The following is a 14,061-nucleotide window of genomic DNA, read 5'->3' as shown; positions in this document are numbered from 1 at the left end:
TCTCGAAGCCATAGACGCCGGCGACCGATTTCGACCAGCTGTTGGCGTCCACCGCCTTGGTGCCGGTTTCGCTGCGCCGGTCCATGGTGGTGGCATAGTTCCAATGCACCGAGCTGACATGGTAGCCGTCGCAGCCGTTCTCCATCTGCAGCTTCCAGTTGCCGTCGTAGATATAGGAGGAATTGCCGCGCAGCACCTCCAGCCCCTCGGGGGCCTGGTCGACGATCTGGTCGATGATGACCTTGGTCTCGCCCAGGAAATCCTCGAGCGAGGCCACATCGGGATTGAGGCTGCCGAACAGGAAGCCGCGATAGCTTTCGAAGCGCGCCACGCGGGTCAGGTCGTGCGAGCCGTCCTTGCCGAACTGCTCGGGATATTGCGTGGTCTTGGCGTCCTTGACCTTCAGAAGCTTGCCGGTGTTCGAAAAGGTCCAGCCGTGGAACGGACAGGTGAAGCTGCCCTTGTTGCCCTGCTTGCGGCGGCACAGCATCGCGCCCTTGTGGGCGCAGGCGTTGATGACCGCGTTCAGCGCGCCGGTCTTGTCGCGGGTGATGACGACCGGCTGGCGACCGATCCAGGTGGTGTAATAGTCGTTGATTTCGGGGATCTGGCTTTCATGCGCCAGATAGACCCAGTTGCCTTCGAAGATGTGCTTCATTTCCAGCGCGAACAGATCTTCGTTGGTGAAGATGTCGCGGCGGCAGCGGTAGAGGCCGGCCTCCTTGTCGTCCTGCACGGCAACGGCCAGCAGATGTTCCAGATCGCGTGCCTTTTCGATGATCGCGGACATGAGTTCTCTCCCCAGGGGGAGGCACGTTTCGCGCGCCAGCCCCTGCCAATGTCGGTGATGAAAGGTGGGTTCGAGCCGGGCGGCCGCCCCCCGTCCGAGGGGCCGCCCGAAGACACGGGTCAGGCGACGGCGCGGCGGCGCTGTTCGTTGACCTGGTTGTCCACGCCGTCGATCAGCGCGGTCAGGTGGATGTCGAACTGGATCTCGGCGAAGGGGCCGTTGAGGTTGTTGGCGTGGATGCTGGCCTCGTCCGTGCGCTCGACGACCTTCGGCACCAGCCCCTCGCGGGTCGCATAGGCGAAGTCGTCGTCGATCAGCGGATCGCCCTCGATGTTGATCTGCGTGGTCAGCTTGCGGTGGCTGTCGGCGCTGATGAAGAAATGGATATGCGCCGGGCGCTGGCCGTGGCGGCCCAGGGCGGACAGCAGCTTTTCCGTCGGGCTGCCGGGCGGCACGCCATAGCCGCTGGGCAGGATGCTCTGGAACTTGTAGCGGCCGTCCTGGTCGGTGATGATGGTGCGGCGCATGTTGAACGGCGCCTGCTTTCCGGTCGGGTCGAAATGCGAATAGAAGCCGCGGGTGTCGCAATGCCACACCTCGACCTTGGCGCCGGGCAGCGGCTTGCCGTCCGCGCCATGCACGGTGCCATGCATGATCAACGTGTGCCCGTCGGCATCCGTGCCGTCGTCGAGCCGCGCAAAGCCCACCGATTCCGGGGCGCCGGCGACGTAAAGCGGGCCCTCGATGGTGCGCGGCGTCGGATTGTCGATCCCCAGCGCGGCGTCGATGGCGTCGAGCCGTTCGTCCAGGAAATGGTCGACGCCGAGTCCGGGCGAGATCAGCCCCGCCTGCCCGGCCGCGCCCAGATCGTTCAGCCAGGCCACGCCCGTCCAGTATTCGTCGGGGGTGATGTCCAGGTCGTCGATGGCCTTGAACAGGTCGGACATCAGCCGGTGGATGATCTGCTTCATGCGCGGGTTGCCGCTGGCGCTGTTCTGCCCGCTGAGTTCGCGCAGGAACGCCTGCACGTCGGGCCGGTCGAAAATCTTGACAGTCATGGTCTCTCCTCCTGGATTCTCGTGGAAACTGGGACGGGTCGGCTCCTCCGCCGGCCCTTTGGGAATGATGGCTCTAGCGGTCGTCCTCGCGGATCGAGGACGGGTGGCGCAGCAGGGGCGTCACCTCGATCCTCATGAAGGGAAACAGCGGCAGGCCCGACAGGATCTCGTGCAACTCGGCATTGTCCCGGACGTCGAGGATGCTGAAATTCGCGTATTCGCCCGCGATGCGCCAGATGTGCCGCCACTTGCCGCTGGCCTGCAGCGCCTGCGAATAGGCCTTTTCCCGCGCGATGATCTCGGCCGCCTCCTCGGCGGGCAGGTCGCGGGGGATGTTCACATCCATCCGAACATGGAACAGCATCGTCATCCTCCTTGGCCGGCGGGGCGGGTCTTGCGGTGCAGGCCGTCGCGGGCAAAGAACGCCACGCGGTCGTCGTCCAGCTGGATGCCGAGCCCCGGCCCGGACGGAACCGTCAGCGCGAAGTCGCTGTAATCCAGCGGCTCGCACAGGATCTCCTCGGTCAGAAGCAGCGGCCCGAACAGTTCCGTGCCCCATTGCAGGTTCGCGAAGGTCGAGAAGGCATGGGCCGAGGCGATGCTGCCCACCGCGCCTTCCAGCATGGTGCCGCCGTAAAGGCCGATCCCGGCGGCATCGGCGATGGCCGCCACCCGCAGCGCGTTGAAGCAGCCGCCGCATTGCTCGATCTTGACGGCAAAGACATCGGCGCCATGCACCCTGGCGAGCTCGAAGGCCGATTCCGGGCCGGAAAGCGATTCATCGGCCATCAGCGCCGTGGGAAAGCGGCGCACCAGCCGCACCAGCCCCGCGGCCGCGGCCACAGGCTGCTCGACCAGCTCGCAGCCGGCATCGGCCAGGGCCGCCATGCCATGGGCCGCCTCGGTCTCGCTCCAGGCCATGTTCACGTCGACCCGCACCGCGGCGCGGTCGCCAAGCGCGCGCTTGATCGCCGCGACATGGGCGATGTCGTCGCGGATGTCGCGGGCGCCGATCTTCAGCTTGAAGATGCGGTGGCGGCGCAGGTCCAGCATGCGCTCGGCCTCGGCGATGTCGGTCGCGGTATCGCCCGAGGCCAGCGTCCAGGCCACCGCCAGCCGGTCGCGGCGCCGGCCGCCCAAAAGCTCGCTGACCGGCAGGCCCAGCCGCTTGCCATGCGCATCCAGAAGCGCGGTCTCGACGGCGCTCTTGGCAAAGCGGTTTTCCTTGACCGCCTTGCCGATGCGCGCCATCAGCGCCTGGATGCGGGTCGCGTCCTGGCCCAGCATCACCGCCGCGAAATAGGTGTCGATCGCCAGCTTCATGCTTTCGGGGCTTTCGCCGCCATAGGCCAGCCCGCCGATCGTCGTGCCTTCGCCGATGCCGACCACGCCGTCGCTGCAATGCAGCTTGACCAGCATCAGGGTCTGGCCGTTCATCGTGGCGACCGACAGCTTGTGCGGCCGGATGGTGGGCAGGTCGACCAGGATGGTCTCGACCCGGTCGATGACCGGGCTGACGGCGTTGGTCGGGGCAAGGGGTGCGAATGTCTGGTTCATGCCGGCAAGATTGCGGCCGGCCATGCCTTTCGTCCAACACCGTTTGGGTTTGATACTATGCTCTGAAGGTATTATACTGCGAATTATCCCGCATTTCAGCGGGTTGATCCGCCGCAAAATACCCAGGACGCGGGTAAGATTCGTCTGGCAGACAGGAGGGGCTTTCCATGGATTTGCGGCAGTTGCGCTATTTCGCCGCCGTCGCGCGCGAGCGCAACTTTACCCGCGCAGCCGAAAGCCTGCACATCGCCCAGCCGCCGTTGAGCCGGCAGATCCAGCTGCTCGAGGAAGAGCTGGGCGTCGTCCTGATCATCCGCAAGAGCCGGCCGATCAAGCTGACCGATGCGGGACGCCTGTTCTATGAACAGGCCCTGCAGGTGCTGGGGCGGGTCGACCAGATGAAGGATGCGACGCGGCGGGTGGGCATGAACCGCAACCGGGTGCTGTCCGTCGGCTTCGTGGCCTCGACGCTTTATGGCGGCCTTCCGTCGCTGATCAGGAAGCTGCGCCAGAACGCGCCCGAGCTGGATATCCAGCTGCTCGAAATGCTGTCGATCCAGCAGATACCGGCGCTGAAGGAAGGCCGCATCGACATCGGCTTCGGCCGCCTGAAGCACAGCGACCCGAATGTCGTCAGCACGCTCATGCGCGAGGAACGCCTTGTCGTCGCGCTGCCCGAGGGCACGCCCCTGGCCCAGGACGACGCGCCGCTGCCGCTTGCCGCCGTCGCCGGCCAGAAGCTGATCGTCTATCCCAAGGAGCCGCGCCCCAGCTATGCCGACCAGGTCCTGAGCCTGCTTCAGGACGAGGACATCCGTCCCTCCGAGGTGCTGGAGGTCCGGGAGATCCAGACCGCCCTTGGCCTGGTCGCCGCGGATTCGGGCGTCTGCATCATACCGTCGTCGGCCCGGCAGATGCGGTCCGACGTGCAGTATCGCCTTATCGACAGCCCGCGGGCGGTGTCCCCGGTAATCCTTTACCACCGCGCGGGCGATGCGTCGCGCCATCTCGACCTGGTCAAGCGGCTGATTGGCGACATGTATGCCGAAAAACCGGCCTGGCTTGAAGCCAACAACCTTCGCCCGCCGCCTTCGGAAGGCCGCAAGCCCAACCGCGCGTAAGGCCATGCGCCGGGTTCGCCCTGGGGTGCCTGCCCTCACGCGGGGGCGCAAGCAGGGTTGGGGCATGACCGACCCTGTGGGCGGGGGTGCGGTTTCTGCCGCCTTCCCGCCTTGCGCGTTGATCGACGGCGCTAGCCCTTGATGAGCCTGCGGCGCAGCCAGCCCGAAAAGCTGTCCATCGCCATCACCATCAGCACGATCAGCACCATGTAATAGGCCACGTCCTCCCAGTCCTTCTGGGTCTGGATCGCCTGCGTCAGCAACAGGCCGATGCCGCCGCCGACGATGGCGCCGATCACCGTGGCGCCGCGCGTGTTCGATTCCAGGAAATACAGCACCTGCGACAGCAGCACCGGCGTCACCTGCGGGATCACCCCGAACCGCGCCCGCTGCACGGCGCCCGCGCCGGTCGAGCGGATGCCCTCGACCTGCTTTTCGTCGATGTTTTCCAGCGCTTCCGAGAACATCTTGCCAAAGCTGCCGGTATCGGTCAGCAGGATGGCCAGCGCCCCGGTCATCGGGCCGGGGCCGAAGGCGCGGGCCAGCACGATGGTCCAGATCAGCCCGTCAACGCCGCGGATGAAGTCGAAGACCCGGCGCAGGCCAAAGCGCAGCGCGCCAAAGGGCATCATATTGCGCGCCGCCATGAAGCCCAGCGGCAGCGCGACCAGCGCCGCGCCGAAGGTGCCCAGGAAGGCCATCAGCACCGTCTCGAACATGGCCCAGATCACGTCGCCGTGCCGCCACATGGCGTTGGTCCAGAACTCCCGCGCCATGGCGGCGACATTGGGCAGGCCGGGATCGACGCGCGGCCCCCAAAGCGCGCTGGCGGCGATCTCGGGCCAGCTCATGTAGTGGAACGGGCTGTCGAGGGTAAAGAAGAACAGCGCCCAGCCCGGCTGATAGCGAAAGGTCTCGACCTTGGAGCGGGTATAGGCGAAGCGCCCGGCCGGGGTGGTGACGCTGACCCGGCTGTCCGAGGCGTTGATCCAGTCGGGCAGCGGCTGGGGCGCGGTCAGGTGCAGCCCGCCGTCCTGGGGGCGGATGTCGATCAGCCCATAGCCCGGCACCTCGTAGCGCGCGCCCTGCGCGTCATAGGTGACGACATGGCCCTGGCCCAGGTCGATGCGGGTGGCGTCGCCCTGGGTGGCGATCCAGCCCGGCAGGCGGTCCGGCGGATAGGTGCCCTTGGCCTCGCCGTCGATGGCGACGCGCAAGGCGCCCGAACGGTTGTCCCGCGTCACATGGGTCTTGTGCTGCCAGAAATCCGACAGCAGCACCGCGGCATTGTCCATCCGCGCCCGCCCGGCCAGCCCGGCGATGTCGAAGGCCATGGCGGCATAGGCCAGGTAGGCCAGGATCGCCAGCGGCACCGCAAAGGCCGCCAGCCGGCGGCGGGCGAAACGGGTCAGCACGGTATCGGCCAGGGCGGGGGAAAGCGTGGCAGCGGTCATGGTTCAGCCCCTTACCAGCCGGCTGCGTGCATGGTCCGACAGCCGGTCGATGGCGACGATGGCGACGAAGAGCAGCGCAAAGATCGCCACCACCTCGTCATAGCGGCCCATGCCCCATTGCATCGCCAGCTTCAGGTCGTAGCCGATGCCGCCCGCACCGACGAAGCCCAGGATGGCGCTGGCGCGCAGGTTGATCTCGAACCGCATCAGCGCATAGGACAGCCAGTTCGGCGCCACCTGCGGCAGGACCCCCAGCCCGACCTGCTGGCCCCAGCCGGCGCCGACCGAGGCAAGCCCCTCGACCGGCTTCAGGTCGGCGTTCTCGGCCACTTCGGAAAACAGCTTGCCGAGCGCGCCGGCGGTATGCAGCGAGATGGCGATGACCGCCGGCACCGGCCCGCCGCCGAGGATATAGATCAGCACCAGCGCGACCACGATCTCGGGCACGGCGCGCAGCGCGTCCATCAGCCGGCGGAACAGCCCCGTCAGCCGCGGCCAGCGCGCCAGCCCGCGCGTGGACAGAAGCGCCAGCCCCATCGCCATCAGCCCGCCCATGAGCGTCGAGACGGCGGCGATGTTCAGCGTCTCGACCAGCGAGGGCAGATGCTCGGCCAGCAGGCCGGGCAGGTTCGCGCGCTTCTGCCATGCCTCGGCCAGCACCTCCGAGGGGAAGGCCAGCAGCATCGGCAGCCCATCGACGAAGCCGCCGGCATTGCGGCTTTCGGCCAGCCGGAACCCGGCCGCCATCATGGCGACGAAGATCACCAGCAAGAGCCCGCCGTAAAGGCGGCGGCGGCGCGTCAGTTCCAGATAGGCGTCGCGGATGTCGTCCGGGGCAAGGGCGGCCATGAAGATCCTGCGGATGAAATGCGGATGCCGCGCCCCCCCTAGGGACGCGGCCGGGGGGCGCTTTACTGCGCCGTTTCCTGCAACTTGCGCGCGGCGACCACGCCCAGATAGGCGTCATGCGTCACCGGCACGAAATCCATGGCCTCGCCATGGGCGACGCCATAGGCGCAGTCCTTGTCGGTCTCGTGCAGGTCGGCGGTCAGTTGCGTGACCTTGTCCTTGACCTCTTGCGGCAGGGCCTTGCGCAGCACCATCGGCCCTTCCGGGATCAGCTTGGACTTCCAGATCTCGACCAGGTCGTTCATCTCGACCAGCCCGGCATCGGCGGCCTTGCGGAAGGCGCCCGAGTTATAGCCGTCCTCCCAGTCGCCCAGACCGTCGGCCCAGCTGACGCCGGCGTCGAAATCGCCGTTGGCGACGCCGATGATCGCCTGCTCGTGCCCGCCCGCGAAACGGACCTGGCCGAAGAAATCCTCCAGCTTGCCATGGGTCTCGGCCAGCTCGGCCCCCGGCACCAGGTAGCCCGAGGTCGAGTTCGGCTCGGCAAAGGCGAAGGACTTGCCCCTGGCGTCCTCGATCGAGGCGATGCCGCTGTCCTTGCGGGCGAAGCCGATGGCGTAATAGCCGGTCGAGCCGTCCATGTTCTGCTTGGTCAGCACCGGCTCGACCGCCTCGGGATCGGTCAGGTGGATCTTGGCATAGCCCGAGGCGCCCAGCCAGGCCATGTCCAGCGTCCCGCCCAGCAGGCCCTGGATGACGCCGTCGTAATCGGCGGGGGTAAAGACCTTGACCGGCACGCCCAGCTGGGCCTCGATGGCGGCGCGGTAGCATTCGTTCGAGGTCATGCGGTCCTGCGCGTTCTCGCCGCCCATGATCCCGAGGTTGAAGCCGGTGATCGGCTGGGCCGAGGCGGCCGAGATCAGGCCGGAGGTCAGGGCGGTGGCGGCGGCAAGCGCCAGGGCAAGCGGTTTCATGGTCTCTCCATGGGTTGCGGTATTGCGGGAAGCGTCAGGCCATCAGCCGCGCGGCATAGGCCGCATCGGCGATGGCATCGGTGGGAATGGCGGTCGAGGTTGCGGCCTCGTTGAAGCTGTGGTCGGCGCCATAGATGTCGCGGGCGACGCCGGTCGAAAGCTGCGCCGGCGTGCCGTCGAAGACGATGCGCCCGTCGCGCATGCCGATCACCCGGTCGCAATAGCGCCGCGCGGTGTCCAGCGTGTGCAGGTTGGCGATGACCATGCGCCCGTCCTCGACATTGATGCGCTTGAGCGTGTCCATGACGATCTGCGCGTTCATCGGGTCGAGGCTGGCGATGGGCTCGTCCGCCAGGATGATCCTGGGGTCTTGCATCAGCGCGCGGGCGATGGCCACGCGCTGCTGCTGGCCGCCCGACAGCGCCTCGGCCCGCTTGGGCGCCTGTTCGGCGATGCCCAGCCGGTCCAGGATCTCCAGCGCGCGCAGGATGTCGGCGCGCGGCCACAGGTTGAACAGCGTGGCCAGCGCCGGGCGGCGGTTCAGCAACCCGTGCAGCACGTTCGAGACCACGTCCATGCGCGGCACCAGGTTGAACTGCTGGAAGATCATCGCGCATTGGCTTTGCCAGGCGCGGCGGTCGCGGCCGCGCAGCGCCAGGATGTCGCGCCCGTCCACGCAGATCCGCCCGGCCGAGGCATCGGTCAGCCGGTTCATCATCCGCAGGAAGGTCGATTTCCCCGCCCCCGAGCGGCCGATGATGCCGACGAAGGCCGGGCCGTCCACGGCAAAGCTGATGTCGTCCACCGCGGCACGCCCGGAAAAGACGCGGGTGACGTTCTGAACTGCAAGCAAGGCGGCCCTCCATGAGCGGTTGGGGCGCTGATAGCCGGGATCGGTGACGGAATTGGCGCAGTCCGGTGAAGCTTTCTTGACGCCCGCGCCGCCCTTTCCCGAGCGTTTTTCACAGGACGCAAAATCCAAATCCGAGCGTTCGGATCAGGATCAGAACGCCAAGTAATTCTGTCAACTATATGTTTTTACAAGATTATTTCTTGACCTTCGGCGAATCGGCCTCTATATCCTTGCCAAGGTCGCCAGCCAGCCGAAAGCCAGCCAGCAACCAAGACATGCCCGCCAGACAGGAGCAACAGCCATGACCAAAACCGCCTGCAACGCCTGCGCGTTCTACGAGGATCACGTCGCCAACTCCGCCAGCACGCTGTCCGATTCCGGCCTGTGCCGCGCCAACCCGCCCGTCAACCAAAGGGACGCGGACACCAGGGGTTATTGGCCGGTCGTCAAGTCGAACGACTGGTGCGGCCAGTTCGCCACCACCTTCGCGGCCGAATAACCTTTCGCCGCACCGACGCAGGAAAGGCAGCCTCCGGGCTGCCTTTGGCGTTTATCCGGCCCGCATCAGAGGGTTGCGGCAAAACCCTCGAGGAACTTGCGCAGCTGCGCGCGCATCTTGTCGTCGGTCAGGTTGCCCTGGTCGTCGAAGAGCGATTCCGCGCGCGAGACCATCAGCCGCCCCTCGGTCCACAGCGCGGCCTTGAGCGTGCGCAGTACCGGCAGCCAATGGCTTTGCGCCAGGATGGTGCCGAAACCGCCGGGCGAGGCGCCGATCACCGCCACCGGCTTGCCCACGAACATCGCCAGCCCCTCGCCGCGCGACATCCAGTCGATGGCGTTCTTGAACACGCCCGGCACGCCGTTGTTGTATTCCGGCGTCACCATCAGCAACCCGTCCGCCGCCGCAAGCTGCGCTTGCAGGGCGCGCACCGGCTGGGGCAGGCCCGACTCGGCCTCCAGATCGCCGTCGTAGAGCGGCACCTCGCGGATCGAGCCGATCTGGATGCGCACCCCCTCGGGGGCCAGGTCGGCCGCGGCGCGCAGCAGCCCGGCGTTGAACGAGGCGCGCCGCAGGCTGCCACTGAGGCCCAGGATCGTCTTGGTCATCGCTGTTTCCTTTCCTGCCTGCCGAGGGTTGCGCGGAACGGCGCCGGCTGTCGCCCAACGCCGCAGGCGCGGAAATCGACGCGATGCCCGGCAAGATTTTTCACGCCATGCCGGGACGGGGCGGATATTGCAGGCCGCGTTCGGTGACGATGGCGGCCAGCCGGATGTCGTGGGGTTGCGGATAGATCGTCGCCAGCCGGGCCGCCTGCAAGCCGACCCCGATCGCCAGCGGCTGCCGCACGGCCAGCGTGCGGTCGAAATAGCCGCCGCCATAGCCCAGCCGATAGCCCGCGCCGTCCCAGCCGACCAGCGGGGCCAGCATCACCTCGGGCGCCACCGTCTCGGCGCTGGCCGGCACCGGGATGTTCCAATGCCCCCGCCGCATCGCCGCGCCGGGATGCCAGGGGCGAAAGACCAGCGGGCTCGCCGGGCGCACGACCTCCGGCAGGGCCGGGATGGCGCCCCGTTCGTGCAGGCGGGCCAGCCAGGGGCGCAGGTCGGGTTCCGACCGGATCGGCCAATAGCCGGCGATCACCCGGCCGCGGGGATCGGGCAGATGCGCGGCCAGCACCTCGTCCAGGGCCCTGGCGATGGCCGCGGCGGCGGCCTGGCGCGCGGCGATGCTCAGGCCCGCGCGGTGGGCCAGCAATTCCTCGCGCCGCGCCTTGCGCCAGCGCGCCACGTCGCGCGCCTGCTTTGCATCGACGGCCAGCGGGTCGAAGTAATCCGGCGCGATCCGCGCGGCCTGGCAGGGGGGCGAGCCGCCCTGCTCGTCCCCATCGGCCCCGCCCGGTCCCGCGGTGGAAGGCTGCATCCTGGTCATGCGCGGCAGGGTAGCACGGGGCCGAGCGCCGCCAAAGCCCGTGCGCAAGAATCGGCGTGACAGCGCGCCGCGCAGCGGTTATGGATGGCCCATGTCGCATCGAATGCCCTGCACCATTTCGTTTTATTGGTTCCGCTGTCCCCAGCGGAGCCGGGTGTAGCGCGAACGCGATACTGACCCCCAAGCCGCTGGCCCAAGACCGGCGGCTTTTTCAGTTCCATGCGCTTCCGGTCCGGCCTCTTGCAGAAAGTAGAGAGCCATGCCCATCCAGACCGAGAACCTGCATATCGCCACCCTGCGACCCCTGCCCGCCCCGGCCGCCCTGGCCGAATCGCTGCCGCGGGACGAGGCGGTGTCGCGCACCGTCGCCGACAGCCGCGCCGCCATCCGCGCCATCCTGGCCGGGCGCGACGACCGGCTGCTGGTCGTTGCCGGCCCCTGCTCGATCCATGACGTCCCGGCGGCGCTGGATTACGCCGCGCGCCTGGCCGAGCTGCGCCGCGCGCTGTCCGACCGGCTGGAAATCGTCATGCGGGTCTATTTCGAAAAGCCGCGCACGACCGTCGGCTGGAAGGGGCTGATCAACGACCCGCATCTGGACGGCTCGGACCGGATCGAGGACGGGCTGCCCCTGGCCCGCCGCCTGCTGCTGGAGATCAACCGCATGGGCCTGCCGGCGGCGACCGAGTTCCTGGACCCGATCCTGCCGCAGTATTTCGCCGACCTGATCGCCTGGGGCGCCATCGGCGCGCGCACCACGGAAAGCCAGATCCACCGCCAGCTGGCCTCGGGCCTGTCCTGCCCGGTCGGGTTCAAGAACGGCACCGATGGCGGGGTGCAGGTGGCGCTGGACGCGATCCGCTCGGCCGCGCGGCCGCACAGCTTCCCGGCGATCACCGCCCAGGGGGCGGCGGCCATCGCCACCACCACCGGCAACGATGCCTGCCATGTCGTGCTGCGCGGCGGCCATGACGGGCCGAACTACGACGGCGGGCATGTCGCGGCGGTGGCGGCGGCTGCGGCCAGGGCCGGCATCGAGCCCGGCATCGTCATCGACGCGAGCCACGCCAACAGCGGCAAGGATCCGGCGCGCCAGCCGGCGGTGATCGCCGATGTCGCGGCGCAGATCCGCGCCGGCGAGGCGCGCATCCGCGGCGTCATGCTGGAAAGCAACCTGGTGGCGGGGCGGCAGGATCTGCAGCCCGGCCAGGTGCCGGTCTATGGCCAGAGCATCACCGACGGCTGCCTGGGCTGGGAAGAAAGCCGCGCGCTGCTGCTGGATCTGGCCGGGGCCGCCGCCACGCGCCTGCGCCGCGCCGCCTGACGCCCGACGCCCGACGCCCGACGCCCGACGCCCGACGCCCGACGCCCGACGCCCGACGCCCGACGCCCGACGCCCGACGCCCGACGCCCGACGAGGACATCGCGTGGCGGCGGCGAAATCGCAAGGTTCTGCGTCGCACCGATCCGGGCATGGCAGGGCCGCATGGTTTCAAGCGGCCCTGCCCTGTCCAGATCCCGGCCCCCGCCGCTTCAGCCGCGGATGCCGGTCGCGAACATCGGGCCGCCGCGCCAGCGCGGAAAGCCGTAGCCGTGGATCTCGACCAGGTCGATGTCGGCGGGGGTTTGCGCGATGCCCTCGTCCAGGATCGCCTGCCCCTCAGCCGCCATCTCGGCGACCAGATGCGCGGCGATCGCATCGCGGTCCATCGCCGCGCCGGGGGTGATCGCGCCCGCCAGCAGCGCGGCCACCAGGGCCGAAGGCTGCGGGCGCCGCTCGCCCGGCGCATAGTCATACCAGCCGCCGCCGGTCTTTTGCCCCTTGCGGCCGGCGCGGACCAGGATGTCGCCCAGCGTCTCGGGCACCGCCTGCCCCGCCGCCCGCGCGCCCTCGCGTTGCAGGAAGGCGATGTCGAGCCCGCCCAGATCCTGCGCCTCGAACGGGCCCATGGCAAAGCCATGGCCGCGCATGGCGGCGTCGATCTCGGCAATCGCCACGCCCTGGCGGACCAGCGCCTCGGCCGCGGCGCGATAGCGCTTCAGGATGCGGTTGCCGATGAAGCCCTCGCAGATGCCGGCGCGGACCGGGATCTTCTTCAGCAGCCGTGCCAGGGCAAAGCCGGTCGCCAGCGTGCGCTCCGAAGTCTCGGGCACGGGCACGATCTCCAGGAGCTTCATCACATTGGCCGGGCTGAAGAAATGCAGGCCGATGAAACGCTCGGGGCCGGGCAGCCCCCCGGCGATGGCGCGCGGGTCGAGATAGGAGGTATTGGTCGCCAGCACCGCATCCGGCCGGCAGACCTGGGCGAGCCGGTCGAAGACGGCGCGCTTGACCCCGATCTCTTCGAACACCGCCTCGATGACCAGATCGGCATCGGCCAGTTGGGCATAGTCGGTGGTCCCGGTGACGCCGGCCAGCCGGTCGGCGGCCTGCGCCTGGGTCAGCTTGCCGCGCCGGACGGCGCCGTCGAAGATGCCGCGCAGGTTGGCCATGCCGCGTGCCACCGCCTCGTCGTCGCGTTCGACCAGCACCACCGGCAGGCCGGCGTCGCGCAGGGCGGCGGCGATGCCCGCGCCCATGGTGCCGCCGCCGACCACCGCCGCGCGGCGCAGGGGCAAGGGCTCGACATCGCGCAGGGCGGCCGGGCGCGGCGCGGCGCGCTCGGCGAAGAAGACGTGGCGCAGTGCCGCCGCCTGTTCCGAGCTGCGCAGTTCCAGGAAGGTCTCGCGCTCGAAGGCCATGGCCTCGGCAAAGCTTGCCTCGGCCGCCTTGCGCAGGCAGGCCAGCGCCCGCAGCGGCGCGGCGGCGCCCTTGGCGGCCTTGGCGACGGCCTTTTCCTGCTCGGCCCAGAAGGCCGGGTCGGGCGCGGCGACGGGGCGGGCCGAGGTCGGCTGGGGCAAGGGCCGGGTCAGCGCGTGGCGGGCAAAGGCCACGGCGCCTTCCAGCAGATCGCCCTGGATCACCGCATCGACCAGCCCGGCCTCGGCGGCTTGCGCCGCCCGCAGGGGCCGGCCCGAAGTCACCAGTTCGACCGCGGCCGGAACGCCCACCAGGCGCGGCGTGCGCACCGTGCCCGAGGCGCCGGGAACGATGCCCAGGCTCACCTCGGGCAGGCCCAGCGAGGCACCCTGCGCGGCCACCCGGAAGCGGCAGCCCATCGCCACCTCGAGCCCGCCGCCAAGCGCCGAGCCGTGGATCGCCGCGACCCAGGGCTTCGCGGCCGCCTCGATCCGGTCCACCAGGTCGGGCAGGTGCGGCGGAACCGGCGGCTTGCCGAATTCGGTCACGTCGGCCCCGGCGATGAAGGTGCGGCCGGCGCAGACCAGCACCACCGCCGCGACCGAGCCGTCGGCGTCCAGCGTCTCCACCGCGTCCCACAGCCCCTGCCGCAGCGCCGCGGACAGCGCGTTGACGGGCGGGTTGTCCACGGTGACGGTGGCGATTTCCCCTTGGCGGGCGATGGTTACGGTCATT

14 protein-coding genes are annotated in these 14,061 nt (G+C 69.0%); 3 read left to right on the top strand and 11 right to left on the bottom strand.

Going from position 1 to position 14,061, the window contains the following annotated elements:
• From KF941_RS27750 to KF941_RS27735, 4 genes are all read right to left on the bottom strand, one after another.
• Nucleotides 1–790 (bottom strand): Rieske 2Fe-2S domain-containing protein (locus KF941_RS27750; RefSeq protein ID WP_214275222.1); only part of this gene is annotated, 790 nt, incomplete at its 3' end.
• A 119-nt stretch (nt 791–909) separates the two neighbouring features.
• Entirely contained in the window at nt 910–1,848 is a 939-nt protein-coding gene (catA, locus tag KF941_RS27745; protein WP_214274657.1) for a catechol 1,2-dioxygenase, read from the bottom strand.
• Nucleotides 1,849–1,921: 73 nt separating this feature from the next.
• Nucleotides 1,922–2,212: a muconolactone Delta-isomerase gene (gene catC / locus KF941_RS27740; protein ID WP_214274656.1), complete on the bottom strand. Its 291-nt coding sequence runs from the start codon at nt 2,210–2,212 to the stop codon at nt 1,922–1,924.
• A gap of 2 nt (nt 2,213–2,214) precedes the next feature.
• Nucleotides 2,215–3,429 (bottom strand): muconate/chloromuconate family cycloisomerase, encoded by a 1,215-nt coding sequence (locus KF941_RS27735; protein WP_276315889.1) that lies wholly within the window; start codon nt 3,427–3,429, stop codon nt 2,215–2,217.
• A 143-nt stretch (nt 3,430–3,572) separates the two neighbouring features.
• Between KF941_RS27735 and KF941_RS27730 the strand changes: the two genes are divergently transcribed.
• Nucleotides 3,573–4,526: a LysR family transcriptional regulator gene (locus KF941_RS27730; protein ID WP_214274655.1), complete on the top strand. Its 954-nt coding sequence runs from the start codon at nt 3,573–3,575 to the stop codon at nt 4,524–4,526.
• A gap of 131 nt (nt 4,527–4,657) precedes the next feature.
• On the opposite strand, the gene phnE (KF941_RS27725) is transcribed toward KF941_RS27730, so the two are convergent.
• The 4 genes from phnE (KF941_RS27725) to phnC form a co-directional block, all read right to left on the bottom strand.
• Entirely contained in the window at nt 4,658–5,980 is a 1,323-nt protein-coding gene (gene phnE, locus KF941_RS27725; RefSeq protein WP_214274654.1) for a phosphonate ABC transporter, permease protein PhnE, read from the bottom strand.
• A gap of 3 nt (nt 5,981–5,983) precedes the next feature.
• Nucleotides 5,984–6,829 (bottom strand): phosphonate ABC transporter, permease protein PhnE, encoded by an 846-nt coding sequence (gene phnE / locus KF941_RS27720; RefSeq protein WP_214274653.1) that lies wholly within the window; start codon nt 6,827–6,829, stop codon nt 5,984–5,986.
• A gap of 62 nt (nt 6,830–6,891) precedes the next feature.
• A complete protein-coding gene (gene phnD, locus KF941_RS27715) occupies nt 6,892–7,803 on the bottom strand; it encodes a phosphonate ABC transporter substrate-binding protein (protein WP_036755356.1) in 912 nt (303 codons plus the stop codon).
• Between the two features lie 34 nt (nt 7,804–7,837).
• Complete coding sequence (gene phnC, locus KF941_RS27710; protein ID WP_214274652.1) at nt 7,838–8,656, bottom strand: phosphonate ABC transporter ATP-binding protein; 819 nt, start codon at nt 8,654–8,656, stop codon at nt 7,838–7,840.
• A gap of 301 nt (nt 8,657–8,957) precedes the next feature.
• On the opposite strand from phnC, the gene KF941_RS27705 reads away from it, so the two are divergent.
• Nucleotides 8,958–9,155, top strand: coding sequence for a hypothetical protein (locus KF941_RS27705; protein ID WP_036755362.1), 198 nt, complete (start codon nt 8,958–8,960; stop codon nt 9,153–9,155).
• Nucleotides 9,156–9,220: 65 nt separating this feature from the next.
• On the opposite strand, the gene KF941_RS27700 is transcribed toward KF941_RS27705, so the two are convergent.
• Nucleotides 9,221–9,763, bottom strand: a complete 543-nt coding sequence (locus KF941_RS27700; RefSeq protein ID WP_214274651.1) for an NADPH-dependent FMN reductase — start codon at nt 9,761–9,763, stop codon at nt 9,221–9,223.
• Between the two features lie 100 nt (nt 9,764–9,863).
• Nucleotides 9,864–10,577 (bottom strand): 5-formyltetrahydrofolate cyclo-ligase, encoded by a 714-nt coding sequence (locus KF941_RS27695; protein ID WP_240540596.1) that lies wholly within the window; start codon nt 10,575–10,577, stop codon nt 9,864–9,866.
• A 268-nt stretch (nt 10,578–10,845) separates the two neighbouring features.
• On the opposite strand from KF941_RS27695, the gene KF941_RS27690 reads away from it, so the two are divergent.
• A complete protein-coding gene (locus KF941_RS27690; protein ID WP_214274649.1) occupies nt 10,846–11,910 on the top strand; it encodes a 3-deoxy-7-phosphoheptulonate synthase in 1,065 nt (354 codons plus the stop codon).
• Nucleotides 11,911–12,119: 209 nt separating this feature from the next.
• Here KF941_RS27690 and KF941_RS27685 read toward each other — a convergent pair whose 3' ends face one another.
• Nucleotides 12,120–14,060 (bottom strand): 3-hydroxyacyl-CoA dehydrogenase NAD-binding domain-containing protein, encoded by a 1,941-nt coding sequence (locus KF941_RS27685; protein ID WP_214274648.1) that lies wholly within the window; start codon nt 14,058–14,060, stop codon nt 12,120–12,122.
• Nucleotide 14,061 lies beyond the last annotated feature (1 nt).

The sequence above is a fragment of the Paracoccus sp. pheM1 genome (genome assembly GCF_018499825.1).
Lineage (GTDB): Bacteria > Pseudomonadota > Alphaproteobacteria > Rhodobacterales > Rhodobacteraceae > Paracoccus > Paracoccus versutus.
This window is presented reverse-complemented; position numbering and strand designations above follow the sequence as displayed.

Excerpts from the sequence above, each read along its gene's own strand:
- catA (WP_214274657.1), bottom strand. The coding sequence starts at position 1,848 with ATGACTGTCAAGATTTTCGACCGGCCCGACGTGCAGGCGTTCCTGCGC.
- catC (WP_214274656.1), bottom strand. The coding sequence starts at position 2,212 with ATGCTGTTCCATGTTCGGATGGATGTGAACATCCCCCGCGACCTGCCC.
- KF941_RS27735 (WP_276315889.1), bottom strand. The coding sequence starts at position 3,429 with ATGGCCGGCCGCAATCTTGCCGGCATGAACCAGACATTCGCACCCCTT.
- KF941_RS27730 (WP_214274655.1), top strand. The coding sequence starts at position 3,573 with ATGGATTTGCGGCAGTTGCGCTATTTCGCCGCCGTCGCGCGCGAGCGC.
- phnE (WP_214274654.1), bottom strand. The coding sequence starts at position 5,980 with ATGACCGCTGCCACGCTTTCCCCCGCCCTGGCCGATACCGTGCTGACC.
- phnE (WP_214274653.1), bottom strand. The coding sequence starts at position 6,829 with ATGGCCGCCCTTGCCCCGGACGACATCCGCGACGCCTATCTGGAACTG.
- phnD (WP_036755356.1), bottom strand. The coding sequence starts at position 7,803 with ATGAAACCGCTTGCCCTGGCGCTTGCCGCCGCCACCGCCCTGACCTCC.
- KF941_RS27705 (WP_036755362.1), top strand. The coding sequence starts at position 8,958 with ATGACCAAAACCGCCTGCAACGCCTGCGCGTTCTACGAGGATCACGTC.
- KF941_RS27700 (WP_214274651.1), bottom strand. The coding sequence starts at position 9,763 with ATGACCAAGACGATCCTGGGCCTCAGTGGCAGCCTGCGGCGCGCCTCG.
- KF941_RS27695 (WP_240540596.1), bottom strand. The coding sequence starts at position 10,577 with ATGCAGCCTTCCACCGCGGGACCGGGCGGGGCCGATGGGGACGAGCAG.
- KF941_RS27690 (WP_214274649.1), top strand. The coding sequence starts at position 10,846 with ATGCCCATCCAGACCGAGAACCTGCATATCGCCACCCTGCGACCCCTG.
- KF941_RS27685 (WP_214274648.1), bottom strand. The coding sequence starts at position 14,060 with ATGACCGTAACCATCGCCCGCCAAGGGGAAATCGCCACCGTCACCGTG.